Origin of the sequence: Caballeronia sp. SEWSISQ10-4 2 (genome assembly GCF_030464885.1) — a bacterium.
Taxonomy (GTDB): Bacteria; Pseudomonadota; Gammaproteobacteria; order Burkholderiales; family Burkholderiaceae; genus Caballeronia.
Map to the genome: position 1 here is coordinate 1 of NZ_JALPRJ010000087.1, position 23,719 is coordinate 23,719.

Here is a 23,719-nt window from a genome sequence, read left to right on the forward strand (position 1 = left end):
AAAGGAGACTCGCAGATCGCGATTAAGTTGCATTATTTGTGACGCACCACACTAGCGGAAGTGGAGCTTGCCGAGGCCAGCGCGTCGGAGTTGCAGGCCAGCCCACGCGGTCGGGTCAGGTTGGTTGCGCCGGTTAGCTTTGGTAGCCAGAGCCTTGTGCCCGTATTGACTGACTACCTGGATCGCCATCCTGAGGTCAGCGTCGAACTGACACTCGACAATCGCGTACCTGACCTGATCGACGAAGGTTACGAACTGGGCATCCACATCGGCGCAATAGACAACGACGGATTGGTCGCACGGCCGCTGCAGCCCTATCGCAGGATACTGGCTGCAGCACCGGCCTATCTAGCCCGGCATGGGCAACCCGACCACCCCCAGCAGTTGAGTTCGCATATCTGCTTGGGCTTGTCGTACTGGAGACACCACGATCGCTGGCACCTAAGTGGACCTGATGGCGAATCTTGTGAAGTGCCGGTAAAAGGCCGATTCAGCTCGAACCAAGGTAGCGCTTTGCGCGTTGCCGCATTGCACGGTGCCGGCATCGTCCTTCAGCCCGAAGCGTCTTTGGCCGACGATGTTGCTGCCGGTCGTTTGGTCCCCGTACTGCCGGCCTGGTCGTATATGCACACGCCAATGCATTTGATCTACGCGCAGGATCGCCGACCCACGGCGAAGTTGCGCAGCATCATTGATTTCCTATTGGAGCGTTTCGGCTAAGAAGGGCTATCGGCGAGCGGCATTTCACTTTCTGCGTCACGCGTACGTCTCTACCGTGACACTGCGGTTTGAAAGCCGAGCGAAATCAGAGATCCAGCTTTCACTAACTGCGGCACTGGACAACACCTCGGCTGTCTGAACTCTCGACGATGGTCAAATGCGGCGTATGAATCGGCGCTCGATTCAGCGTTCGTGGTAGATCGCAAGCCAGACGGTTTGCTCTTTGGCATGCGTCCACGCAACGCGATGCCGGCAATGCGGCTCGATCAGCACGTAGTCGCCGGGACGCATGTCGTGCAGCGTCGAGTCCTCTTCGAACTCGAGCACGGCCGCGCCCGACAGCAGTAGAACCCATTCGGCGCGCGAGTCGTCGTACCAGAACCCTTCGGGACTCGTGTGTCCCATGGATACAATCCGCTCCACGTTCAGGCGCTGCCCCGTGATGAGCATGTCGATGCGCTCTTCGCCGCCGCGCTTCGCTTCGAAGCTGAACAGGTTACCCGATTGAAGCTGCATGGCTTGACCTCACGTCAACTTTCACTTCACACGCGCAAGACCGTCGAGCAGCGTCGGAAGCAGCTCGCTGATCGCCGGATGGATACGCACTGCAACTGTAGCGCACAAGAATCAGTAAAGACCACTGGCCGATGTCAGAAGCAAATGAGCCATTGCAGTGACCGCGCTTTCAATCAATCGGACGACCGGAGATGGCCGAACCCGGTCCGACGTTGAACTGGCGGAGTGGGACGCCATTGATCGGTCCGCGTCGGGCAGAAATCGACCCCTTGCCGTCATTCGGGCCACCGCGAAAGCAACAGCCGTTTCCATGGTTCAACGGACATTCGCTCATGCGGGTCGACTGCCTCTTACCTGTCGCTCGCGACACCATCGCAGCAGATGTCAGCTCGCGGCTAAGGCAAACGCCACTGATCGTGCCACCGCGGCACGGTCTCTGAAAACACAACGCCCCGACGTCTGCTTTATAGGAGGCCCGGGGCGTTTTTAATTGGCTCAAGTTATTGTGCAATGCGTTTGAAACTGGCGTAGTAATCGTCGGTGTAGTAGCAGTCGCCGGTCTGCCTGCGCGGTCCACCACATACGATGCGGCGCTGCCCGCGATCCGCCGAGCCAGGCGTGCGAACTGTGTATGCGTGGTAATAGCCGCGCGGATGCTGCGGCAGCAATACCGCGCTGTTGCGGAACAAGACGCCGTCCTCGCCAAAAGGGAAAGGGCCGCCCGCTTTGATCAGACGCAGTGTTTCGGCTGCTTCCCCCGGCAACTGCGCCTTAGTGACGGCGGCCAGCGCGCTCCGCCCTTGCGCGCCCGATGCGGCGGATGTGTCGCTCGCGGCCAGCCCAAGCTGAACCGGTGCCTGACTCGCGGATGCGCCCGGTTCCTGAGTAGCGTTTCGCGATCCGTCCTTGCCGCATCCGCCGAGGATAGCGCTCAAGGCGAGGATGCAGGAAAAAGCCCACGCTCGCTTCACGATACGGTTGTCTCCGGGTTGACCAGCATTCGACGATTACGAACGATTTAAGGGTATCGCTAACGGCAGAGCGGATCAATGTTCGGCGGACATAGGAATTTTTTACTCAACAACCAGGCCGATGCGCGGTTCTCGGCGTTCGAGAAGTAGGCGGATCAAGCAGATTGCGGTGAGGCTCGTTTTATCGTCGAGTTGCTTCGAAAACTTATACGATGAAGCCTTGAAAGATGCATTGCTCCCTCGGCCGCGTCTAGAGCATCAATCGACCCACACGAGACAGTCGTGGTGATCGATATCGGACATTCAAAAGGTTTCCCGGCAATGATGCGCGGCCAAACCGGAGAGCCTCTTTCGCCTCGACGAGAGGCGCAGAGAGTCAACGGATAAGTTATCCGAAAACCCGAACCCATGCTGTCCGAAGACGTCGCGCGTGGTCTTCGAAGAGATATGAGGCAGCCAGCGCCAAGAGACCTGCAATAGCACCCGTTACGATGTGCTCGACGTAGGGAATGCGGTAGTGACTCGCATGGGAATAGGCGTCGCCTACCGTTGTCAGGATGCCGACGACCAGCGAATTGCCGTATCGATTCGCGTAGAACTTCGCCGCAGGCGTGAAAGTCAAAAGTACAACCAGGAGTCCGGTGAGCAGACCTGTATGGAATGCAATCGTCCAGTGGCCAAGGCTCATAATATTGCCCCAACTCCCCGGCATGCAGGTCATGCACGCACTGGTCGGCTGCCAGAAACGCTGGATAAACAGCCGTAAGCGGCGCTTCCACTCAACTGACATGACGTATTTCCGATCAATGCCCTTTTTAACGGCCGGCGCATCATATGTATCGCCGGAGCAGCTTCCAATCTTTTAACCAGTTTGCTGTCCTTGTCATGGATGCGTTAAATCTGCACACCGTCGACGCCGGGTAATAACATGGTCATGGTGAAATACTACACCGCGATCGGACGGCCGCCGCCCGCGAAAAGCATCAGGGCCATGAGGCGCGCTCCGTGAAAATCAGTTGTCGGCCCCCAGCTTCTGGCAATCCACGGCATCGAAATGGGGTTTCGCCGAGATTCGAACCATCGTAGATTCGCTACCTGTGATCGGCGGCAGATCACTGCAACCGTGCAACGCCCGCTCACTGGGTGCGTCGTTGCTGCGGCACGAGGCGTTATGCTTATCGGCAAGCTCGGCCTTCTTCCTCGCAACGGCAGCCATATCAGGCTGCTTCCGGATATCTGCAACGACAGCTATTTTAGAAAACGCCCGACCTGCATGCTCCGGGTCGATGACCGTCGCCCGGCGCAGCGCTTTCAACGCCTGTGCGTATCGCTCCTGCAAAAGAAGCGCGACGCCGTAGTTCACGAAGGCCTCGGAGTATTGCGGGTCTCGCGATGTCGCAGCAAGAAATTGAACCTCTGCCTCATGCGCACGTTCAGTCCGCGTGGCAAGGCTTGAGCGTTCAAGCTGGGCAGGGGCGGGGGCGGCCTCAGCCGAGGCCAGAATAAGACGTCCAAGCGAGTTGTGGCCAGCCGCGTATCTGTCGTTGTACTTGACCACCTCGCGATACTTCTCCTCCGCCTGCGGGAAACATTGAAGATGTTCCAAAGCCACCGCCCAGTTGTAATTGGCCCACGAAAAGTGCGGACTTAGCTGGGTCGCTGCGCGCGCGTGCTCGATCTCGTTCTGATAATCCGCCTCATCTTCTGCGATCTTCGACAAACCCAAGTGTGCCCAAGGCGCAAACTTCCTGTCATCGGCGGAGTCGCTTTCGAGCATATGTTGAAAGTCCGACTTTGCGGCATCGAAACTGCAGGCGCCCTTGTCGCAAGCCTTCTGCGCTTTGTCGAGCGTTGCCGACGCCAGGACATAAGGACTGTAGATGCTCAACGCAGCCGCCGCGCCCTTTGCAATGACTTCGTCAATGCTGTCAGTCGGGCTCGTCGCCTGAAACGGCTTGGTCGCTCCGCCGGGGCGCATGGCCCGGCCGGACAGCACCAGCGTGTTTCCCTCCACGACCATCTCCGCCGAAATGCGGCCGTCGCGATTGAACAGCGCTTTCGCAGCCGCCAGGGTCTCTTGCAAGGAAATACCGGCACCGGGTATCTCGAGATGTACGTCCTGCTGACCGCCCTCCTGCATTTGCTCATGTATTTCAGTGGGCATGACGGAGGATGCCGAGTCCAGTATGGCCGTCAGGTTTTCCTCGAACTTCCGTTGCGTGGTGGCCGCGGTGAAACCCTTTTTACCGAAGTCATCCGGAGTCGCAATGGCATCGATGATCGTGACCGGGCGCCAGCCCATGTATCCATAGATAAACCCAAACACGGCGACGGCCAGAACGATCATCGCGATGACGATCTTCTGCGCCTTGTCCATCCAATCGACCCCACGGGTTGCCAGACGCCTGACCGACAACCAGTATTTTTGAAACCTCGATGTACAGGCCGGCTCGCTCCCAGGTTCTGCAATGGAATTTGCTTGCCGGATTGCGCGAAGCATTGCAGCGGCCAGCACATTGTCCACATGGAGGTTCTGCGCCGCCGCGCGAGCCTGGCCTTCGCCCTGATAGTTTGTGTGTTCCGACAGCCTCCGCCGGGAAACAGGCCGATACACACGATGCGTGAAATGAGCGTGTTGATCCATGGAGGCCTCCTCAAGGTCGCCCGAGCGATGCACCGTCGATTGGGTTACAAAGGGTGTGACCGAAGCGCCGCGGACCGTTTCGATGCTGGCTGCCTGGCGCACTGCAAGAATGGCTCGTTAGCAAGATTCTCCGATCTCTCGCACAACGACGTAACCCTGCATTGGAAGGGCCTCGTGTGTATGCGGCGGGGTGTGCGAAGCTGCCGCTAAATCCCGCGCGTTACACTACGCCCCAGTCCAACGGGGAATCCTCAAGTGGCAAAAGTACCCACGATTCGCGATGTCGCCGAACTAGCCGATGTGTCGAAGGCAACCGTTTCGCGTTACCTGAACGGTAGCCTAGTGCTGCCGCCGGAAACCGCCAAGCGCGTCGACGACGCCGTCGTCGCACTCAACTATCGCCAAAATAGTCTGGCCCGGCGCCTGAGTCTCGGCAGCAGCGAGACCATCGGCCTGGCCATGCCGGAGGTCGCCAATCCGTTCTTTGCCGAGCTTGCGGATGCCGTCGAGGAAGCCGCTTCCGAAAGCGGCTACGGTCTCGCGCTTTGCATCACGCGCAACAAGCTCGAGCGCGAAGCGCTTTATCTGCGCTGGCTCGATACGCGTCACCTCGACGGCCTGATCTTCGCGACCAATCGCCCGGACGACGGCTCGCTGCGCAGCCTGATGGGCGAGCGCGCCAACATCGTGCTGGTGGATGAGGACGTGCCGGGCGCCGACGTGCCGAAGGTGTTCGTCGACAACGTCGAGGGCGGTTATCTGGCGACACGCCATCTGCTCGACGCGGGGCATCGGCGGATCGCGCACGTGACCGGCCCCGAAGCGCTGTTCACCGTGCGGGAACGGCTGGAGGGCTATCGGCGGGCGCTTGCCGAGGCACAGGTTCCCTTCGACTCCGGACTCGTGCACTTCGGCTCCTACGACCGCAGCTTCGGGCGCGCGGCCGGCGCCGAGCTGATCGCGGGCGCCCACCCGCCCACCGCACTGTTCGCCACCAGCGACTACATCGCGGTCGGCGTGCTCGATGCACTGCGCGAGCACGCGCTGGACGTGCCCGGCTACATGTCGATTGTCGGCTTCGACGACATGGAATTCGCCAGCCTCCTGATGCCACCGATCACCACGGTGCGTCAGTCAGCGGCAGAGCTTGGCCGCACCGGCGTCGCCCTCCTGGTCGCCATGCTGACGGGACAGGCCGCCTCTCCACCGACCGTGCGCCGCCTGCCGGTCGAGCTGATCGAACGGGCGTCGGTGGGGCCGCCTCGCGCCGGTTCATAGACCCACCTGCAATCCCTCCTCTCCGTATTTTCCCGTATCTTTTTTTGAAACGGTTGACAGCCCAATACTCGCGGATTAATTTTTTATAAACCGGTTTACAAGCGAGCGGCGCAATGTCGGTTGCGCCCATGAAGTCTTCCTTTAATCACCGGTCGCGCGGCTTTAATGGACCGCACGAACAGCGTCCGGACCAACCAGAAAAGGGATTCCAATGAGCGCAGCATTGCATTTCCGCCGCATGACCGCCGTATTGCTGAGCGCGGCGTTACTTGCCGTCGCAGGCACCGCCGCCGCGGCCGGCAAGAAGATCGCCATGGTCCAGATCAACCAGGAGGCGCTCTTCTTCACGCAGATGGATCAGGGCGCCCAGGCGGCCGCAAAAGCAGCCGGCGTCGAGCTGGCCATCTTCAACTCGAACAACGACCCGAGCGCGCAAAACAACGCGATCGAAACGTATATCCAGCAGAAAGTCGATGCCATCCTGGTGGTCGCCATCGATGTGAACGGCATCAAACCCGCTATCTCCGAAGCCAAGAAAGCGGGCATTCCGGTGGTGACCATCGACGCCATTGTCGACGGCGACAACTCGGTGCAGGTCGGTGTCGACAACAAGAAGGTCGGCGAAGATATCGGCAAATACACGGCGAACTACATCAAGACGAATCTTGGCGGGAAGGCGAACATCGGCGTGGTGGGCGCGCTGAATTCGTTCATCCAGAACGTGCGTCTGGATGGCTTCAAGGCGGGCATCGCGACCGTGCCGGGCGCGAAGATCGTCGCCACCGTCGATGGACAAAACGTGCAGGACCAGGCACAAACCGCCGCCGAGAACCTGATTTCCGCCCATCCGGATCTGCAGATCGTGTACGCAACCGGTGAACCCGCGCTGATCGGTCTGGTCGCGGCAACGTCGGCTCAGGACGCTACGGGGCGCGTGAAGATTGTCGGCTGGGACTTGAGCGCGCAAGCTATCAAGGGCATCGACGCGGGCTTTGTGACAGCCGTGGTGCAGCAGGACCCGGAGGGCGAAGGCCGAGCTGCAGTCAATGCCGCCATGAAGCTCATCAACAAGCAGCCGGTCGAGAAAAACATCTCGGTGCCGGTGACGATCGTGACCAAGGCGAACGTCGGCAAATACCGGGCCGTCTTTAAGTAAGCCCACCGCCACGTTGCCGGGAGAACCGCTATGCAAAACGATGCTGCAACGCCGCGCGTGCGCATGCAAAACATCACCAAAAACTACGGCGCCGTGCAGTCGCTGCGCGGCGTCGACCTGCACGTGATGCCGGGTGAAGTGCTCGGGCTCGTCGGCGACAACGGCGCGGGCAAGTCGACGGTCTCGAAGGTGCTGTCGGGCGCGGTGATACCGGACGCCGGCAGCATCGAGATCGACGGTAAGCCGGTCCAGTTCGCGGACCCGGGCGATGCCCGCACGCATCACATCGAGATGGTTTATCAGGACCTGTCGCTGTGCAATACGGTCGATGTGGCCGGCAACCTCTTCCTCGGCCGCGAACCCATGCGGCGTGTCTGCGGCGTACAGGTGCTCGATCATCGCAAGATGCATCACGATGCCCGCGACATGCTGAACAACCTCGGCATTCGCATCCCGAGCACGAAGCTTGACGTGGAGAATCTGTCGGGCGGGCAACGTCAGGCCATCGCGATTTCGCGAGCGGTATCGTTTGATCCGAAAGTGCTGATCATGGATGAACCCACGGCCGCGCTGGCCGTCGCCGAAGTCGAAGCGGTGCTCGAACTCGTGCGCACGATCAGCGCGCGCGGCGTCAGCGTGATCCTGATCAGCCATCGCCTGCAAGACCTTTTCCTCGTGTGCGACCGCATCAGCGTGATGTACGAAGGACAGAACGTCGCGGACCGGAAGATCGGTGAAACGAACCTGGAGGAGATCGTCGATCTGATCGTAGGCCACAAGTTCAGCGCGCGCTCGGCACGTGCGCTTGCGGAGGATTGACATGGAACTCGCCATGCACGACAAGTCCAAGGCGCCGCGCCTGCCACTCCGACATTTGCTCGGCCGCAATGCGGGCGTGGCCAGCATCGCGGCGTTCTTCATCGTCTGCGCTCTCGCCTTCGCGCTCACCACGCACACGTTCCTCACCGCCGGCAATCTCCTTAACGTACTTCGTCAAAGCGCGCCGCTCCTGATCGTCGCGACAACGATGACGCTCGTCATCACAACGGGCGGCATCGACTTGTCGATCGGCTCAACGCTCGCGCTCGTGGGTGCGCTCTCGGCCATCGCGTTGCGAGCGGGCGTGCCGGGTATCGTCGTGCTGGCCGGCGGGCTCTCGCTTGGCGCGCTGATCGGCGCGATCAACGGCTACTTCATCGCGTTCGCGGGAATGCCAGCGTTCATCGTGACGCTTGGCACGCTATCGGTCGTGCGCGGCATCGCGCTGCTGATCACGCAGGGTTTTTCAGTGCCGATCGAAAACGATGGATGGTTCGTCGAGCTTGGCCGCGGCCGGCTGCTGGGCATGCCAACGCCTGCGGTCATAGCAATCCTTACGCTGCTTGCCGGATGGGTGACGCTCCGGCATACGCGATTCGGGCGCTATGTGACCGGCATTGGCACGAATGCGGAAGGTGTGCGGCGAGCGGGTGTCGACGTGCGCGGCGTCACGCTCAAGGTTTATGTCCTTAGCGGCGCGGCGGCAGGTCTGGCCGGGCTCATCACAACCGCGCGGCTTGGCAGCGGATCGTCGAATCAGGGCGTCGGTTTTGAACTCGCGGTGATCGCTGCTGTAGTCCTCGGCAGTACCGATCTCTTTGGCGGCCGGGGAACGATCCTTGGCACCTTGCTGGGTGCGCTGACCATCGCCGTGCTCGGCAACGGGCTGATCCTGATCAACGTCTCGCCGTTTTATACGCAGATCATCCAGGGCGCCATCATGCTGCTCGCGATATGGCTCAACACGCGCATCTTCTCGCCGCAACGGCGCAAGAAAGGTTAAGCGATGAGTTCGATCTTCCGCCGCGACTCGCCGCTGCCGATAGGCGTTGGCAGCGGCCACGTGATGACCGTCCTCGGACCGCTGCCCGTCGCGAAGATGGGCGTGACGCTGATGCATGAACACATCCTGCTGGATGCTTCCGGAAAATGGGTGCCGCCCAGTTGTTGCAGCGACCGGTTTATCGGCGAGCAGAAAGTTCATATCGGCATTCTTGGCGCGCTGCGGATGAATCCGCTGATGAACCGCGACAATTGCCAACTGTTCGATGCCGACGTAGCCGTTGAAGAACTGATGCGCTTCCGCGAGCTGGGCGGCAATACCGTGGTCGACCCGACCAACCTCGGCATTGGCCGCGACCCTGCCGCGCTGCAACGGATCTCGCGCCGTACGGGACTGAATATTGTGATGTCGACGGGGTTTTATCTCGAACCTTCGCATCCCGACTATGTGAAACACAAATCGATCGACGAACTGGCTGCACAACTGATTTTCGACGTCGGCGGCGCCGATGAAAAGCCTGATGTCATTGCGGGAATGATCGGCGAGATCGGCGTCTCGGCAGCGTTCACCGCGAACGAAGAGAAGTCGCTGCGCGCGGCCGCGCGAGCCAGTGCCGCGACGCATGCGCCTTTATCCGTACACCTGCCCGGCTGGGTGCGGCATGGGCATCGCGTGCTCGACATCGTTCAGGAGGAAGGCGCGGACCTGAATCACACCGTGCTGTGTCACATGAACCCGAGCCACATGGACGTCGAATATCAGCACACGCTTGCCAAACGCGGCGCCTGGCTCGAATACGACATGATCGGCATGGAGTACTTCTACGCCGATGAAAACGCGCAATCGCCCTCCGACGAAGAAAACGCACGCGCGATCAAGGCACTGATCGATGCGGGTTTTGTCGACCGGATCCTCATGTCGCAAGATGTGTTCATGAAGATCATGCTGACGCGTTTTGGCGGCCACGGTTACGGCTACATCCTCAAGTACTTCGTGCCTCGTCTGCGTCGTCACGGTGTGACTAACGAGCAGATCGAAACGATGATGACCGCGAACCCGGTGCGAGTTTTCTCGAGCAGATGACGATATTTCTCACATAACGAAGTGAACCGGTTCCACCTTGCGCCGCGCGCCGCCGACACGGCCCGCCGCGCGCTTCAGGAGCACACGCATGACCAAATCTGTTTTGCTCGCCGGAGAGAGCTGGACGAGCATGTCGACGCACATCAAGGGCTTCGACCAGTTTCCGACCGTGACCTATCACAATGGCGCCACGATCTTCCTCAATATCTTCAAGGACAGCGACTACGTAATCACCCACATGCCAAGTCACGAAGCGCAGGAAGCTTTTCCCTCCACGCTCGACGGATTGCTCGCTTATGACGCGATCATTCTCTCGGACATCGGCGCGAATACCTTGTTGCTTCATCCGGATACGTGGGTCAAAAGCCAGCGCACGCCGAACCGTCTCAAGCTGTTGCGAGAGTATGTCGAGGCCGGACGCGGGCTGATGATGATCGGAGGTTACCTGAGCTTCCAGGGCATCAACGGCAGTGCGCGGTTTCGCAATACGCCCGTGGAGGAAGTGATGCCTGTCACATGCCTGCCTTACGACGACCGTGTCGAGGTTCCGGAAGGGTTCAATGCGAACGTGGTCGCTTCGCACCCCGTAGTCGAAGGGCTTGGAACGCAGTGGCCGCACTTGCTTGGTTATAACGAAGTGCAGTTGAAACCCGGCGCGACGCTGATCGCGACCGTCCCCGAGACCGGCCACCCGTTGCTCGTCGCGGGCACACATGGCCGTGGACGCACGCTTGCGTGGACCAGCGACATGTCGAGTCACTGGTTGCCGCCGGAGTTCTCCGCCTGGGAAGGCAACGCGCGGTTATGGACGAACTGCCTCGACTGGTTGACCTCGAGTGAACAATGAACGCCAATGAAGCGCGCGTTTGCGTGATCGGCAATGCGGCAATCGACCTGGTCTTTCGGGTCGAGCGCCTGCCGCTGGCAGGCGAGACATCGCTTGCCACCAATACGTTGCGTGACTTCGGCGGCAAGGGCGCAAACCAGGCGGTGATGGCGCAACGCGCCGGCGCCCAGGTACAGTTATTCGCAGCACTCGGCAACGATGAGGATGGCGAACGTTTCCTGGCGCGGCTCATGGAAGAAGGTATCGATACACGCCATATCGCCCGCTTGCCGTGTGCGACGGATATGTCCATCGTGACGGTCGACCAGCGCGGCGAGAACACTATTGTGACTCGCAACGAGGCCGCGGCCAGCTATGCGCCCTCACCGGGCGCGGTACTCGATGCAACCCGCAGCGCCGACTGGATAGCCATGCAGGGCAATCTGAGCGAAGCCGTCACAGCCAGTCTTTTGCATCGGGCCCGGTCGGGCCGGCGTCGCACCTTGCTCAATCCCGGACCGGTATGTTTCGATTGCCGCCCAATGCTGAACGACGTGGACGTTCTCGTGGTGAATCGCGTCGAGGCGGCAGCGCTGAGCCTGCTAGAGGATCCAGAGAAAGCCGCATGCTCGCTTCAGGCATCGGGCGCAGGCGATGTTGTCGTCACACTCGGTTCCCAGGGCGTGCTCTGGTGCAACGCAGGACACACGACACTGATTCCGGCCATGCCCGCCAATGCCATCGACACCGTTGGCGCTGGCGACGCATTCTGCGGCGCCCTCCTCGCGGCACTCGCACAGGGCATTGCCATGACAGCCGCCTTGCAGCGGGCGCAAGCCACCGCTGCGTTCTCCGTCACGAGAAACGGCACGCAAGCCGCTTTCCCGAGCCGCGCCGAATTGTGCGCACTCTTCGACTCTCTAACCTGAATTCAATCGATATGGAAACTTCATCTGGTGTAGGACGTGGACGCACCGATTGCGTCCAGCAAATTTTTGGACGCCCGCGCGGCGTGGTGATCGGTGTGATCCACTGCCCTGCGTTTCCCGGGTCGCCACGTTATCAAGGGGCGTCGAGCGAGGCGATGTATAACGCCGCGCTCGCCGATGCGGTGGCGTACGCGAAAGGCGGCGTCGATGGCCTGATCGTCGAAAATCATGGCGATGTACCGTTTTCGAAGCCGGACGATATTGGTCCGGAGACGTCGGCGTTCATGTCGGTCACCGCCGACCGGATTGCCCGGGAAACCGGCTTGCCGATCGGCATCAATGTGCTTGCAAACGCAGCGCTCCCCGCGCTTGCGATCGCGGCAGCGAGCAACGCGGCGTTCGTGCGCGTGAACCAGTGGGCCAACGCATATGTCGCAAACGAGGGCCTGATAGAAGGTGCGGCGGCGGTCGCTTTGCGTTATCGAGCAAAGCTGCGTGCCGACGGCATCCACATTTTCGCAGACGCCCACGTCAAGCACGGCGCGCACGCGATCGTGTCGGATCGTTCGCTGGATGAACTGGTGCGCGATGTCGAGTTCTTCGATGCCGACGCGATCATCGCCACGGGCCAGCGCACGGGCGACGCCGCCAGCACGGACTATTTGCGGCAGATCAGGAACGCGACGACGTTGCCGTTGCTGGTTGGCAGCGGTTGCACCGAGCGCAACATCGCGGAAATCCTGTCGGTGGTCGACGGCGTGATTGTTGCGAGTTCGTTGAAGGTGGGGGGCGTGTGGTGGAATCCCGTCGACGAGGCCAAGGTGCGCAGCTTCATGCAGGCAGCGCGTTAGGCGGTTTGCATTGGCCGTGGGCTCGCCGTCGACCTCTTAAGCGTCCGCTTGTCCAATGATCAACGGCATTCCGGTGCAACCGGGAACCATTACCGTCGCGCCGAAATTGCCACGATACTTCTATCGATGAAGTTCGCTTTCAAGCCGTAAGCACCGTGAATTAAAACCATAAGCAAGAGCGGTTGTTTGTGCGTCGATCCCTCCTTAAGGATGCCCTAAGCAAAGGGCGATGAACATGGCACTGCCAGACGCGAATTGTTGCCACCGATACGAACGACCGCCTGAGGACGTTCGAGCGTACGGCAGGTTGCTTCTGTGATGCTGTTCCAGTGCGCAGCGGATGCCGCACGAGGAAGATAGAACTTATTAAACACTGCTGGATTAACTGACCTTGATTGTGACGCGCGGCGGCAGGCGGTCGTGCGCAAAACGTTAATCTCGCAATACAGCATGGGGAGAGCACAGTGAGCGCTTTCAACAGCGTTTTGATACAGGCGTTCGGCCGTCCAAGCGGTATCCTCGGCCGGCTAGGGGGCGCGATGATGGCCAGGATGAACCAGCCGTACGCGGCCTGGGTAATCGGCCTGCTGGAAATTCATGGAAACGATCGCGTATGCGAAGTGGGCTTTGGCCCAGGGGTTGGCATTGAGCTTCTGGCGCAGTCCGCGAACTACGTTGCCGGCATCGATCCGTCTCTGGAGATGTTGAGTCAAGCCGCCGTTCGCAATGCTCAAGCGCTCGAAAGCGGCCAGGTCGATCTGCGAATTGGCACCGCGGACCGCCTCCCTTTCGAGAACAATACATTCGACAAGGTGTTGTCGATCAATTCGATGCAAATGTGGCCGGATGCCACCGCCGGCATCGCGGAGATCTGGCGTGTAATGAAACCGGGCGCCACGATTGCGCTGGGCTTCACCGCCCATTCGGGACAGACGCAAAGCAGGCTGGTTGAAAGGCTCACAGTCGCGGGCTTCGTCAACGCAAGGGTGGTCGAAACAGAGGGGGCGTTCTGTGCGCTTGCCATCAAGCGGTAAGCCGACAGGCCACGGCCTCCGCTGCGTCATTGGGCAGCGTGGCCGGCGGACCGCGGCCCACGCAGAATCTGGTAAATGCTCACCAGATGCCTCTCTCCGACCTCACCGGCGCCGGTTCGGATGACGGCGTATCTCGGCGGCGTCACGTGAAGCGCACGACAGACCGCAGACAGATACGGCTTTATGCCCGGCCCGGCACAGCTTTGCGCGGCAGCGATAATCGCCGCATCGCCAACCTGGCCACGCAACCACGCCAGCACCTGACGATCCCGCTCGTTTTGAACTCGCACCCACCGTTCCATAGCGACCTCCATACCTGTATATATATACAGTGTTTTGAAGATAGCCTAAGCTTGTGACAAATACAAGGCGGTAAGTACGGAATCGCGTCCTCAGCTCAATGGCCGGGCGAAGCTGAGTTCGTGTCCGTCAGGGTCGCTGACGTGGAAATAGCGTTCGTTCCAGGGCGCATCGCGCGGCGTGAACGCCGGCGTGATACCGGCCGCGAGTGCTTTGTGGTACATCGCGTCAACGTCCGAGACATAGATGATCACCCGGCCCCACCAGCTGATCGGGCCGTGAGTTTCCGTCGTCAGGTTGAGAAACGACCTGCCCAGTGCGAATGAAGTGAACGCTTCGTTTTCGCCGCCGTGCAATAGCGAAAAACCGAGCGCCTGGTAAAAGCGCACAGCGCGCCGCATGTCGCGCGTCGAGAACGTCACGGCGCTCAGGCCTTCGATCTCCGGCTCGGTTCCGGTAGAGGGCAGATTCATCGGCAGGTGCGCTCCGTGGCGATGCCGCTGCTATTACGAGTGGTGGTGATGCGAGACGAGCGACAACACGGAAAGATCCGGATGCGTGCCGTCGATAATGCTTCGCCCGATGTGCCGCGCGTCCTGTACGGCGTCGTCGGCGCTCTTGAATTCGTCGTTGCCGTCCGAGTGAAAGCGTACGGCTTCGCCCGGCGCATCGGCATTCGCGCCGTGACGGCAGACGTGGCCGATGTAGACATACCGGTCGCTTGCGCGCGGCGGCGCATGCTCCGGGGTCGGCTTCAACTGGGGCAGGACGTGGATATCGAAGCCTTCGTATTCAAACACGTGCCATTGAGCAGGTTCGTCGGGCATAGCGCCCTCCCTTGTGTTGATTCCCGGATCGAACGCCTATGTGGAACGCTGCGCGCTCACGCGACCAGCGGAAGGTTCGTCCATGCATCAACGTTACTCCTGATGCCGCTGCGAATCCATCCAGCGCCGCCGTAACGACACGACCTCGGTCCCCGGCTCCATCGGTTATTCCCGGCGCGCCGCTGAAGACTGGATTACTGATTCCTTATCGTCACGGAGCAGCGGTTGCAGTGCAGGCGCCAACGACTTGAGCAACTGCACCGATAGCGCACTCGTGTAACCGTAGCGCGCCGCATAGGGCTCGTGCACATTGGCGGTCAACGTGCCAAAAAAGCGGTCGCCGATCACGAAGACGAATGTCGCGCTCCGGTTGACCTTGCGCGACTCGATCAGGCGCGCGCCACGGGCGAACACATTAAAGCGCTGGTCGCCCGTTCCGGTCTTGCCATAGACGTCGAGCATCTGTCCGTCAGGGAACGTCATGCCGGCCGCAAGACGCTTCGCCGTACCGCCGAGCACCACGTCGCGCAACAAACCATGCACCACATCGACAATCTCCGGCGACAACACCGTGCGCGGGGTTGTTGCTGCTCGCGTGAAATGCGTCTCATAGGGCGTGCCCTTGCCGAACTCGAGTTCGGAAAATGTCTGCACCGGAAGCGTCTTGCCCCCGTTCGCAATCGTGCCAATGAGCTGTGCAAGCGCGACCGGCCGGTCGCCCGACGCGCCGATCGCCGCTGCGTAAGACGGCGTGATCGTCGCGAAGGGATAGCCCAGCGCGCGCCACGACTTGCCGATTTCGGCAAAAGCATACAATTCGACCATGCGCTTGATGCGCCGATCCTGAGTCGCGTGGTAACGCGTCTTGAAGAGCCATGAATAGGCGGTAAAGCGCACTGCGCGGCTCGCGTCCTGCAACTGGATCTCCGTCGCTAGCGGATGGTCCCGCAGGTAATTGACCGTCCACAGTTCGAGCGGATGAACGCTCGCGATATAACCCCGATCGTTCAAATCGAATTTGCCGATGCTGTACTTCATGTAGAGCTTCGAAAGATCGTCGGACGAAAGCCCTGCTGCAGGAGTGCGCTTCAGCGCAGCGCGCATTTGCGCGTCGAACCACGCTTGTGGTTCATCCGGCGCCACGCTGCGCAGTACGGTCGCGACCTTCGGCGGCGACTTGCGCACGCCGGACAACAGGGTGGCCAGCGCTGCGTCGGGTGTCTTACCGCGATACTTCGCATAGAAACGATGCATATACACGCGGCTTTCCTGATCGGCAAAATGCGTGAGATACGCATGGCGTGTTGCAGGGTCGTCGAGCCATTGCGACGTCGGCCCGGCGGACTGGACCATCTCGTAGTGCACGATGTCGCGCATCAGCCGGACAAACACCAGGTTCACCGAATGCTGGAACGCGCGATGCACGGTGAGGATGCGGCTGTTGTCGCTCGCTTCGAAGTTATTGAAAGTCTGCGCGCCACCGCCGGTGTAGAACGTCTCGCCGGGACTAGCCGAATACTTGCGCTCGACCGCGGCATCGAGCATCGCGCTCAGCGAGCGATCCGATGCATGCGACAGGTAGTCAAGCGCCCAGCGCGTCAACAGATCCTGCTTGTCGGGCTTTACATCGTGCAGTTGCGCCACGCTCATCGACGCGTAGCGCGCATGCAGCGTGGAGACGATCTGCAAGTACGTGATCAGCGTGCGAAGCTTGGCGGTCGAGCCGAGGTTCAGGCGTGCACCCTGATTGATGTCGAACGGCTGGTTCACGCTGTCGGTCTGGACCCGCATGAGGTTCGCCCCGTCGCGGCGCTCGAACAGCGTAAAGCTATAAGCGATTTTCGACGGATCGTCCTGCGTGCGCAGCATTTCGAAACCGTACAAGCCAGCGGCCTGCGCGCCCTCCCGGGTGGCGGCGCTCGCGAGCCTTTCGCTGACGGCTTCCTGGACCCTGTTATCCAGGGTGGCGGTTGCGCTCAGGTCGAGCCGGTCGAGGTCGTAGACGTTCGATACACCGAGCGTGGCGAGCAGATGCGCCTGTAGCGCGGTGACTGCCTTGCGCGTAACGAACGATACCGGTGCGTGCACCACAGGTGCGCGATCCAGTTCGAGCCGCACTGTGAGTGCGCTGTCACGCAGCGACGTCGAAATGATCCCGTTGGCAGCCAGGAGCCGTAGATAACTGTCTGTCAGGCTGTCGAGTTCAAGGTTCCCGGAGCGCAGGAAACGCGACGGCGCACGTTGCGCGATCATCAGCGACAACGCTTGTTTGAACGCGAGCGCTTGCGCATCGAGCATTTCAACGGACGGTGGTGCATTCAGGACGCGGTTGACTTCGTCGAAGTCGCGGCCGTACCACGCCGCCAGGCCATCGCCGATGCCGTTGATTTCGCCGATGCCAGGCTTCGCGGCGAGCGGCACCGAGTTGAGATAGCGCACCACGATCTGCTTGCGCGCGGGCAATGTCTGCGGTCCGTCGAGATAGGCCCGCACGGACGCCGAAGCGATTTGCCGCAACTTCTCCGGCGGCGTCGCGGTGCGGCCGCCCGGCGAGTGACGGAATTTTTCGATCTGCGTGGCGAGCGTGCTGCCGCCCGGCGTCGGCTGATGGCGGTCGACCACGCGCATGCCCTGATCGAACACCGCCCGGCCGAAACGGCCCCAGTCCATTGCCGGATTGCGGTTCGGCTGGCTCGCGTCGAGCAGGTAGCGGTCTTCGATGAAAAGCAGCGCGTTGACCATGACCGGCGGGATCGCGTCAAAGCTGTCGTAGACCCGATTCGGATACCGCGCGCTGAAAAGCTGTGTGCCACGCGCATCGCGCAGCAGCAGCCCGGCCTGATCCTTTTCGTCGTAAGGTAGGAACAGCCCATCGTCTGCCAGCGCCAACATCCTGGCGGAATCGCGTGCCTGCGAGGCGACGGCAAAACCGCGTGCAGTAAGGCGTTCTTCGAAAGACGGCTCCAGCGCGTAACCGAGACGCACATCGTACGGGCCACTCGCAGGAAACCGGATGCTATTGCTCGCGCCGTCAGCGAGGGTGAAAGCGACATCTCGCCCTAGTTCGGACAGATAGCGCGCTTGCAGCCGGGAGGTCTGGATTTCAATTTGAACGAAGCGCACCACGATCACCAGCGCAACCAAAAAAGCGGCAGCAAGCGACCACTTGAGCCACTTCCACAGTGACACGGTACTAGTCGTGCGAAGCGGGAATCGAATGACGGGCCGATTCATGGCGGCCTCTCCCCGATAACTGCAAAAGGGCGAAAAATGCACCCGTTAACCGTTAATAGTCTAGCGCGCAACGCAGTAACTGCGTTGTACGGGCGTACCCGACTGTGTTGGATTTCGCCGACACCATCAATCGGATCGCTTCGTCAGCGCGCAGGAATATTTTCAGGCAATGGCGCGATAATCAAGAACTGTCGGTGCCCTTTGAAACTGATCCTGCGACGTGGAGGCGAACATGCTCGAGATCGCGAGGGAACGGGCCGTGGCAACGAAGAACAAGATTCTCGAATGCGCGCTGGCTCCGTCTATTGCGTCCGCCCTGGTGAGCGCCGCGCTTGCCGTCGGTTCAGCACACGCGCAGCCACCGTCGTTCGACAGCTTCGCTCTCCCAACCGGCAGCGCGCCGCATGACGTCGCGCCGGCGCCCGACGGTTCCGTGTGGTACACCGCGCAGGCGCAAGGCGCAGTCGGACGGCTGGACCCGCGTAGCGGCAAGATCGAGAAGATTCCGCTGGGCGACGGGTCAGCACCGCACGGCGTAATCGTCGGTCCCGATCGCGCCGCATGGGTCACCGACGGCGGCTTGAACGCCATCGTCCGCATCGATCCAAAGACGCTCGCCGTCACGCATTTTTCGTTGCCGAAGGACCGGCCGGACGCCAATCTGAACACCGCGGTCTTCGACAAACACGGGCATCTCTGGTTTACCGGCCAAAACGGTATCTATGGCGAGCTCGATCCGAAGCTCGCCCGCATACGCGTCTTCGATGCACCCCGCGGGCGCGGCCCCTACGGTATCTGCGTGACCCCGAACGGCAGCCTGTATTTCGCGTCACTAGCGGGAAGCTACCTCGGCCGCATCGATCCCGCGAGCGGCGCGACACAGGTCATCGAGCCGCCGACGCTGAATCAGGGCGCGCGCCGCGTATGGTCCGATTCGAAGGGGCGCGTCTGGGTCAGCGAGTGGGACGTGGGGAAACTCGGCGTATTCGATCCGGCGACGCGTCGATGGCGTGAATGGCGGCTGCCCGGCGAAGATCCGCATGCATACGCGATATTCGTAGATGACCAGGACATCGTCTGGCTCAGTGAATGGAGCGCCAATGCGCTGGTGCGCTTCGACCCGCGCGCCGAGCGGTTCGACGTGTTTGCGCTGCCGCGCCCGCACGCGAACGTGCGTCAGATGATGGGCCGCCCGGGAGAAGTCTGGCTATCCGAATCCGGCACCGATCATCTGCTCCGCTACCAGTCTCGCGCACCAGATCCCGGCGGAAATTGACAGCACGCTATGCTGCCCCCGCGAGCGCTTTGCTCGACAACGCAAGCAAAGGCGTGCATGGAGCGCTCATCACCCGAGTTCGAACGAGGTCACGCCGAAAACACGCTCGATGGAAATCGTAGGCGGCTCCTGCGTGTACATTCGTGCGGTTTCGAAAACGCTTGTCATGCCGTGCCTTTTGGCCAGAGCAACCGCAGCCGGGTTGGTCTCCGGCACATCCAGGACAATGACCTCGCCCGGCATGCGCGCGGCCAGTCCATCAAACAGATCGCTTGCGATCTGATCGTTATCGGCGAAGAGCGGGCCGATCTTGCACCCTGTCCTGCAACGGCGCAGCACACCGTACCCCGCGACACGATCATCGCGGATTGCCGTCAGCGCAACGGCGTCCGGTTGTCCGATCCATGCGGCGAGAAAGCGCGCACGCGCAGCGGGAAAGCATTGGCGGTCGTACTCAAGCAGTTGCTCGAACGGCAGATCGGACGCATTCGAAATGTCTGCGCACACCGCACCTTGCGCAACGCCCTGAAAGCGGATGTTGCGATACGCAAGCTGAAAGCCCGACTTCCTGTAGTTCTCTTGCTGAGCGAGGACGCCGTCAAGACCCACGTTGCGGTTTCGCAGATAGTCCATGCCGTGCTGCCAGATACGCATGCCGAAACCTCTGCCACGAAACGCCGGTTTCACGATATACAGACCGATAAAGCCAAAGCCTTGGTCGTAGGCGACAGCGGATATGCATGCGACCGGCTCGCCGCGCCACTCTGCGATAAAAAAGCCGTCCGGGTCCGCTGCCCAAAAACACGACGCATCATGCAGGCCAGGGTTCCACCCTTCCAACGCAGCCCACTCGACCGGCAATTCGACTTCGTCCGCCGACATATTCCGCACGATGAAATCGCTACGCTCGTTCATGAAATGGCTCCAGCCGGATAGAGGTTGGCCAAGGCGTCCAATGCGACCGGAATACGCAAAGCGACCACGTACGTTCAGCGCTCATCTGGAAGTGTCCTGATCATCTCCAGATGACGAACCTCCGTCTCATCATCCGCCGGGAACATGCATTCAATGCGTAACTCCTGCGCCGCGACGCTTTGTGGAGTCCCCACACTTGTGACCATCGAAAAATAATTCAGGACGTTGCCGTCCTTGATGAAACCAATGGGTATCACCGGCATGGCTGGCGTAGAGGACGAAGCGCTCCGGACGTTTTGATCCTTCCAGCCAGCCTGCACGTCCGGATAAGCAAGCAGCGCGGCGAGCAACTGCCGCGTCTGATCGTCAATCACGCGACCTACCGATTCACGGTACACGCGCTGAATCAGGCTTTTTGCCACGCCTTCCCAATCGGCAACAAACGGACGCATCCCTTCCGGATCGAAAACAAGATGCAGCATGTTGCGCGGCCCCTTTCGCGCAGCCATATCGATGAAGCAATTGAAGAAGCGCGGCGCGGACTCGTTGGTCATCAGGACATTCCAATAGCGGTCCATTACCACGGCCGGAAACGGCTCATGTTGACGCAAGATGCGTTCAAGCGCCTTGGTAACGCTCCGCATTTCCTGGGAATTCCACGACGCTTCGGAATACATCGGTGCGTAGCCCGCCGCCAGTAGCAACGTGTTGCGTTCGCGCAGAGGAATGTCGAGCGTCTGAGCGATATCCATCAGCATCTGACGACTCGGCACGCTGCGTCCGCTCTCGATAAAACTGATGTGACGCTGCGACACACCGGCATTGAACGACAGGTCCAACTGGCTCGTGCCGCGCATATCTCTCCAGTGACGCAGCAACACGCCTAGTTCATTAGGCGGTGCCTTGATATCGGGATCCCCGGAATTCATCGGCCTCTCGTTCGAAAATGAATACAGATAAGCTTGGGTGATTACCGCGCGCGCCGGGCATCGAACTTCCGGCGCTCGCAATCGAATCTTGCCAACAAGCATACTCCCGGTTGCGGCCTGAAAATCGGGCGACAGACATTCCATCCAGACCCCTGGAGGCATGTATGCCGCTCTCCGCAATTGACGGCAGCCACCCCAAATCACTATGCCTTCCAGAGGTGCGCCTGGAACGGCGCTTCTACTGGCGGCTTGGTGATGCTGCCGACGTAATTTGTGATGGTCGAAGCGGCAAGTACCCCGAGTACCTCGAGCACCTGAGCTTGATTGAAGCCTGCCTCCAGAAACCTCCCGACGTCCCGGTCATCAAGATGTCCGCGCTTCTCGATCAATGTTTTGGTCAAGGTCGAGAGTGCGGCATGCTTGCGATCCTCAGGCGCGCGACCGTCGCGAATGGCTTCGACGTCGGCTGAATGAAGGCCCTCTTTGAGCGCGAGGGCGGTATGAAATGCAACCGCCCACGAACACGCGTTGGTCACGGCGTTGGTCAGCAGCAGAGTCTGTATCTGTGCCTCCGTGAAGCTACCCGCATGAACTTTCTGGAACAGACCGATGAAGCCGTTGATCAGTACGGGCGACTCGGCCATGGCTCCCGCGATGTTTGGGATAAGTCCAAACGCGTGCTGCAGCTCGCGCAGCACGGGCCTGGATTGTTCCGGTGCCGACTCAACAGTGTGAATGCGATAAATTGACATGCTGGTGTCCTCGATAGTGAGCGCGCGTCAGGATAAATTGCGCGACAACCACAGAATATTCACGAGAGGACAGCAGGCCAATTACCTTGCATGTAATAGCCTTGATCACTGGGCCACGGACAATCGCCTCGCTCCTCCTTCAATTGAGCCGTTTGAGCTGCCCGTCATCCGCATACCAGTCGACGGTTGTACCACTCGTATTCACCGTGACCGCACGCGGCTCGCTGAACTGATCGAACGACTCGATTCCCGTTTCGCGTCCCACACCGCTATTCTTAAAACCACCCCAGGGCGAAGCCGGATCCAGCCGATGGTGATCGTTGATCCAGACCATGCCAAATACCAGCTTGCTCGCCACCCGATGCGCACGCGCTACGTCTGTGGTCCACACGGAAGCCGCGAGCCCGAAAGGCGTATCGTTGGCAATGCGCAGTGCATCCGCCTCATCCTTGAACGGCATGATCACCGTGACGGGTCCGAACACCTCGGCTTGACCCAGTTCGGATTTTGGATCGACATCATAGAAGGCGGTGGGCTGAAGATAGAACCCTTCGTTCAGATGGGCCGGAATGCCGCCGCCGGTCAGCAGTTTCGCGCCGTCGGCCATACCCCGCTCCAGCATTCCCAGGATGCGAGCACGCGAACGTTCGGAAATAACCGGACCTAGTTGCGTATTGATGTCAGCCGGATTGCCAACGCGAATCGAAGCAACCTTGGCGCGAAACTTCCCGAGAAACTGCTGGTAGATCGATTCTTGCACGAGCAGGCGCGCCCCGCACACGCACGTCTGCCCCGCGCCGATAAACGCCGCGAACGCAGCACCATTCACCGCGCGATCGATGTCCATATCGTCGAACAGGATCACCGCGCCCTTGCCGCCCAGTTCGAGCGTCGTCAGTGCAAAAGTCTGCGCGGCCGCCTCGCCAATCGAGCGCCCCACTTCCGTTCCTCCCGTAAAAACCACCTTCGCGATCAACGGATGACGCGCCAGCGCCGCTCCCGCCTCCTTGCCCTCACCGTTGATGACGTTCACGACACCGTCGGGAACCCCGGCCTGCTGCAACAACGCAACCAGCCGCACCGTCGTGAGCGGCGTCTGCTCGGAAGCCTTGATCACCACACTGTTGCCCGTCGCAAGCGCCGGCGCGAGACTCTTCGAAAGAATCATCAACGGGTGATTGAACGACGTCATCAACGCGCACACGCCAAGCGGCACGCGCTGCGTGTAGCAAAGATAGGGCCCTTCGATGGGAATCACATCGCTGCGGCGCGTGAGCGCGAGCGCCGCGAAATAGCGGTAGAACTGCGGCAAGCGGAAAATCTGCGCACGCGTCTCCACGAGCGGCCGGCCATTATTGAGTGTCTCGAGCTTGTAGAAATTCTCAAGGTCGGCCTCGAACAAATCCGCGAAACGATTCAGCACGCGGGCACGTTGCTGGAACGGCATATCGCGCCATACACCGCTTTCAAACGCAGCATGCGCGGATTGCACTGCATGATCGACATCCTCCGCCGATGCCTTCGAGAGATTACCGATCACGCTGCCATCCGCGGGATTGATGATATCCATGGTCGCTCCAGACGCGGCATCGACGAACTTGCCGTCAATAAACAACTGCGCGCTCAGGAACTGCTTGTTCACTGCATCCATCTTGA

At 60.5% G+C, this 23,719-nt stretch carries 22 protein-coding genes; 11 read left to right on the forward strand and 11 right to left on the reverse strand.

The annotated features are described in order from the left end of the window. The first annotated feature begins 60 nt into the window (after positions 1-60). On the forward strand, positions 61-720 hold the full coding sequence (locus M0D69_RS36555; RefSeq protein WP_301786696.1) for a LysR substrate-binding domain-containing protein: 660 nt from the start codon (positions 61-63) through the stop codon (positions 718-720). Between the two features lie 183 nt (positions 721-903). On the opposite strand, the gene M0D69_RS36560 is transcribed toward M0D69_RS36555, so the two are convergent. The 4 genes from M0D69_RS36560 to M0D69_RS36575 all read right to left on the reverse strand — a co-directional run bounded on the left by M0D69_RS36560 (position 904) and on the right by M0D69_RS36575 (position 4,851). Beyond that, positions 904-1,236 carry a cupin domain-containing protein gene (locus tag M0D69_RS36560; RefSeq protein WP_301786697.1) on the reverse strand — a complete coding sequence of 111 codons (333 nt, stop codon included), beginning with the start codon at positions 1,234-1,236 and terminating at the stop codon, positions 904-906. Positions 1,237-1,736: 500 nt separating this feature from the next. Further along, on the reverse strand, positions 1,737-2,207 hold the full coding sequence (locus tag M0D69_RS36565; RefSeq protein WP_301786698.1) for a ribonuclease: 471 nt from the start codon (positions 2,205-2,207) through the stop codon (positions 1,737-1,739). Between the two features lie 388 nt (positions 2,208-2,595). Then, positions 2,596-2,997, reverse strand: coding sequence for a hypothetical protein (locus M0D69_RS36570; protein WP_301786699.1), 402 nt, complete (start codon positions 2,995-2,997; stop codon positions 2,596-2,598). 222 nt (positions 2,998-3,219) lie between these two features. Beyond that, a complete protein-coding gene (locus tag M0D69_RS36575; protein ID WP_301786700.1) occupies positions 3,220-4,851 on the reverse strand; it encodes a tetratricopeptide repeat protein in 1,632 nt (543 codons plus the stop codon). A gap of 255 nt (positions 4,852-5,106) precedes the next feature. Here M0D69_RS36575 and M0D69_RS36580 point away from each other — a divergent pair, with 255 nt between their 5' ends. The 9 genes from M0D69_RS36580 to M0D69_RS36620 all read left to right on the forward strand — a co-directional run bounded on the left by M0D69_RS36580 (position 5,107) and on the right by M0D69_RS36620 (position 13,830). Continuing rightward, positions 5,107-6,129, forward strand: coding sequence for a LacI family DNA-binding transcriptional regulator (locus M0D69_RS36580; RefSeq protein ID WP_301786701.1), 1,023 nt, complete (start codon positions 5,107-5,109; stop codon positions 6,127-6,129). A gap of 211 nt (positions 6,130-6,340) precedes the next feature. Beyond that, a complete protein-coding gene (locus M0D69_RS36585) occupies positions 6,341-7,285 on the forward strand; it encodes a substrate-binding domain-containing protein (protein ID WP_301786702.1) in 945 nt (314 codons plus the stop codon). A gap of 30 nt (positions 7,286-7,315) precedes the next feature. Further along, a complete protein-coding gene (locus M0D69_RS36590; protein WP_301786703.1) occupies positions 7,316-8,104 on the forward strand; it encodes an ATP-binding cassette domain-containing protein in 789 nt (262 codons plus the stop codon). A gap of 1 nt (position 8,105) precedes the next feature. After that, positions 8,106-9,107: an ABC transporter permease gene (locus M0D69_RS36595; RefSeq protein WP_301786704.1), complete on the forward strand. Its 1,002-nt coding sequence runs from the start codon at positions 8,106-8,108 to the stop codon at positions 9,105-9,107. 3 nt (positions 9,108-9,110) lie between these two features. After that, complete coding sequence (locus M0D69_RS36600) at positions 9,111-10,190, forward strand: phosphotriesterase (protein ID WP_301786705.1); 1,080 nt, start codon at positions 9,111-9,113, stop codon at positions 10,188-10,190. An 88-nt stretch (positions 10,191-10,278) separates the two neighbouring features. Continuing rightward, the gene (locus M0D69_RS36605) at positions 10,279-11,037 is read left to right on the forward strand and encodes a glutamine amidotransferase (protein ID WP_301786706.1); all 759 of its coding nucleotides are present in this window, start codon (positions 10,279-10,281) and stop codon (positions 11,035-11,037) included. Then, the gene (locus M0D69_RS36610; protein ID WP_301786707.1) at positions 11,034-11,945 is read left to right on the forward strand and encodes a ribokinase; all 912 of its coding nucleotides are present in this window, start codon (positions 11,034-11,036) and stop codon (positions 11,943-11,945) included. The genes M0D69_RS36605 and M0D69_RS36610 overlap by 4 nt, the downstream gene beginning before the upstream one ends. Positions 11,946-11,956: 11 nt before the next feature. After that, a complete protein-coding gene (locus M0D69_RS36615; RefSeq protein ID WP_301786708.1) occupies positions 11,957-12,796 on the forward strand; it encodes a BtpA/SgcQ family protein in 840 nt (279 codons plus the stop codon). 464 nt (positions 12,797-13,260) lie between these two features. Continuing rightward, a complete protein-coding gene (locus tag M0D69_RS36620) occupies positions 13,261-13,830 on the forward strand; it encodes a class I SAM-dependent methyltransferase (protein WP_301786709.1) in 570 nt (189 codons plus the stop codon). 392 nt (positions 13,831-14,222) lie between these two features. On the opposite strand, the gene M0D69_RS36630 is transcribed toward M0D69_RS36620, so the two are convergent. From M0D69_RS36630 to M0D69_RS36640, 3 genes are all read right to left on the reverse strand, one after another. Beyond that, on the reverse strand, positions 14,223-14,603 hold the full coding sequence (locus tag M0D69_RS36630) for a VOC family protein (protein WP_301786711.1): 381 nt from the start codon (positions 14,601-14,603) through the stop codon (positions 14,223-14,225). Between the two features lie 33 nt (positions 14,604-14,636). Beyond that, a complete protein-coding gene (locus M0D69_RS36635; RefSeq protein ID WP_301786712.1) occupies positions 14,637-14,957 on the reverse strand; it encodes a hypothetical protein in 321 nt (106 codons plus the stop codon). A 165-nt stretch (positions 14,958-15,122) separates the two neighbouring features. Then, complete coding sequence (locus M0D69_RS36640) at positions 15,123-18,191, reverse strand: transglycosylase domain-containing protein (protein ID WP_301786713.1); 3,069 nt, start codon at positions 18,189-18,191, stop codon at positions 15,123-15,125. A 232-nt stretch (positions 18,192-18,423) separates the two neighbouring features. Here M0D69_RS36640 and M0D69_RS36645 point away from each other — a divergent pair, with 232 nt between their 5' ends. Then, the gene (locus M0D69_RS36645) at positions 18,424-19,467 is read left to right on the forward strand and encodes a lyase (RefSeq protein WP_301786714.1); all 1,044 of its coding nucleotides are present in this window, start codon (positions 18,424-18,426) and stop codon (positions 19,465-19,467) included. Between the two features lie 69 nt (positions 19,468-19,536). On the opposite strand, the gene M0D69_RS36650 is transcribed toward M0D69_RS36645, so the two are convergent. The 4 genes from M0D69_RS36650 to M0D69_RS36665 form a co-directional block, all read right to left on the reverse strand. Continuing rightward, positions 19,537-20,382 (reverse strand): GNAT family N-acetyltransferase, encoded by an 846-nt coding sequence (locus M0D69_RS36650; RefSeq protein ID WP_301786715.1) that lies wholly within the window; start codon positions 20,380-20,382, stop codon positions 19,537-19,539. A 74-nt stretch (positions 20,383-20,456) separates the two neighbouring features. Then, positions 20,457-21,311 (reverse strand): helix-turn-helix domain-containing protein, encoded by an 855-nt coding sequence (locus M0D69_RS36655; RefSeq protein ID WP_301786716.1) that lies wholly within the window; start codon positions 21,309-21,311, stop codon positions 20,457-20,459. 203 nt (positions 21,312-21,514) lie between these two features. Further along, positions 21,515-22,063, reverse strand: a complete 549-nt coding sequence (locus tag M0D69_RS36660) for a carboxymuconolactone decarboxylase family protein (protein WP_301786717.1) — start codon at positions 22,061-22,063, stop codon at positions 21,515-21,517. 139 nt (positions 22,064-22,202) lie between these two features. Further along, positions 22,203-23,714 (reverse strand): aldehyde dehydrogenase, encoded by a 1,512-nt coding sequence (locus tag M0D69_RS36665; protein ID WP_301786718.1) that lies wholly within the window; start codon positions 23,712-23,714, stop codon positions 22,203-22,205. Between the last annotated feature and the right edge of the window lie 5 nt (positions 23,715-23,719).

Coding starts and splice junctions, on each gene's coding strand:
- M0D69_RS36560 (WP_301786697.1), bottom strand. CDS start 1,236: ATGCAGCTTCAATCGGGTAACCTGTTCAGCTTCGAAGCGAAGCGCGGC.
- M0D69_RS36570 (WP_301786699.1), bottom strand. CDS start 2,997: ATGTCAGTTGAGTGGAAGCGCCGCTTACGGCTGTTTATCCAGCGTTTC.
- M0D69_RS36575 (WP_301786700.1), bottom strand. CDS start 4,851: ATGGATCAACACGCTCATTTCACGCATCGTGTGTATCGGCCTGTTTCC.
- M0D69_RS36585 (WP_301786702.1), top strand. CDS start 6,341: ATGAGCGCAGCATTGCATTTCCGCCGCATGACCGCCGTATTGCTGAGC.
- M0D69_RS36590 (WP_301786703.1), top strand. CDS start 7,316: ATGCAAAACGATGCTGCAACGCCGCGCGTGCGCATGCAAAACATCACC.
- M0D69_RS36595 (WP_301786704.1), top strand. CDS start 8,106: ATGGAACTCGCCATGCACGACAAGTCCAAGGCGCCGCGCCTGCCACTC.
- M0D69_RS36600 (WP_301786705.1), top strand. CDS start 9,111: ATGAGTTCGATCTTCCGCCGCGACTCGCCGCTGCCGATAGGCGTTGGC.
- M0D69_RS36605 (WP_301786706.1), top strand. CDS start 10,279: ATGACCAAATCTGTTTTGCTCGCCGGAGAGAGCTGGACGAGCATGTCG.
- M0D69_RS36610 (WP_301786707.1), top strand. CDS start 11,034: ATGAACGCCAATGAAGCGCGCGTTTGCGTGATCGGCAATGCGGCAATC.
- M0D69_RS36615 (WP_301786708.1), top strand. CDS start 11,957: ATGGAAACTTCATCTGGTGTAGGACGTGGACGCACCGATTGCGTCCAG.
- M0D69_RS36630 (WP_301786711.1), bottom strand. CDS start 14,603: ATGAATCTGCCCTCTACCGGAACCGAGCCGGAGATCGAAGGCCTGAGC.
- M0D69_RS36635 (WP_301786712.1), bottom strand. CDS start 14,957: ATGCCCGACGAACCTGCTCAATGGCACGTGTTTGAATACGAAGGCTTC.
- M0D69_RS36640 (WP_301786713.1), bottom strand. CDS start 18,191: ATGAATCGGCCCGTCATTCGATTCCCGCTTCGCACGACTAGTACCGTG.
- M0D69_RS36645 (WP_301786714.1), top strand. CDS start 18,424: ATGCTCGAGATCGCGAGGGAACGGGCCGTGGCAACGAAGAACAAGATT.
- M0D69_RS36650 (WP_301786715.1), bottom strand. CDS start 20,382: ATGAACGAGCGTAGCGATTTCATCGTGCGGAATATGTCGGCGGACGAA.
- M0D69_RS36655 (WP_301786716.1), bottom strand. CDS start 21,311: ATGAATTCCGGGGATCCCGATATCAAGGCACCGCCTAATGAACTAGGC.
- M0D69_RS36660 (WP_301786717.1), bottom strand. CDS start 22,063: ATGTCAATTTATCGCATTCACACTGTTGAGTCGGCACCGGAACAATCC.
- M0D69_RS36665 (WP_301786718.1), bottom strand. CDS start 23,714: ATGGATGCAGTGAACAAGCAGTTCCTGAGCGCGCAGTTGTTTATTGAC.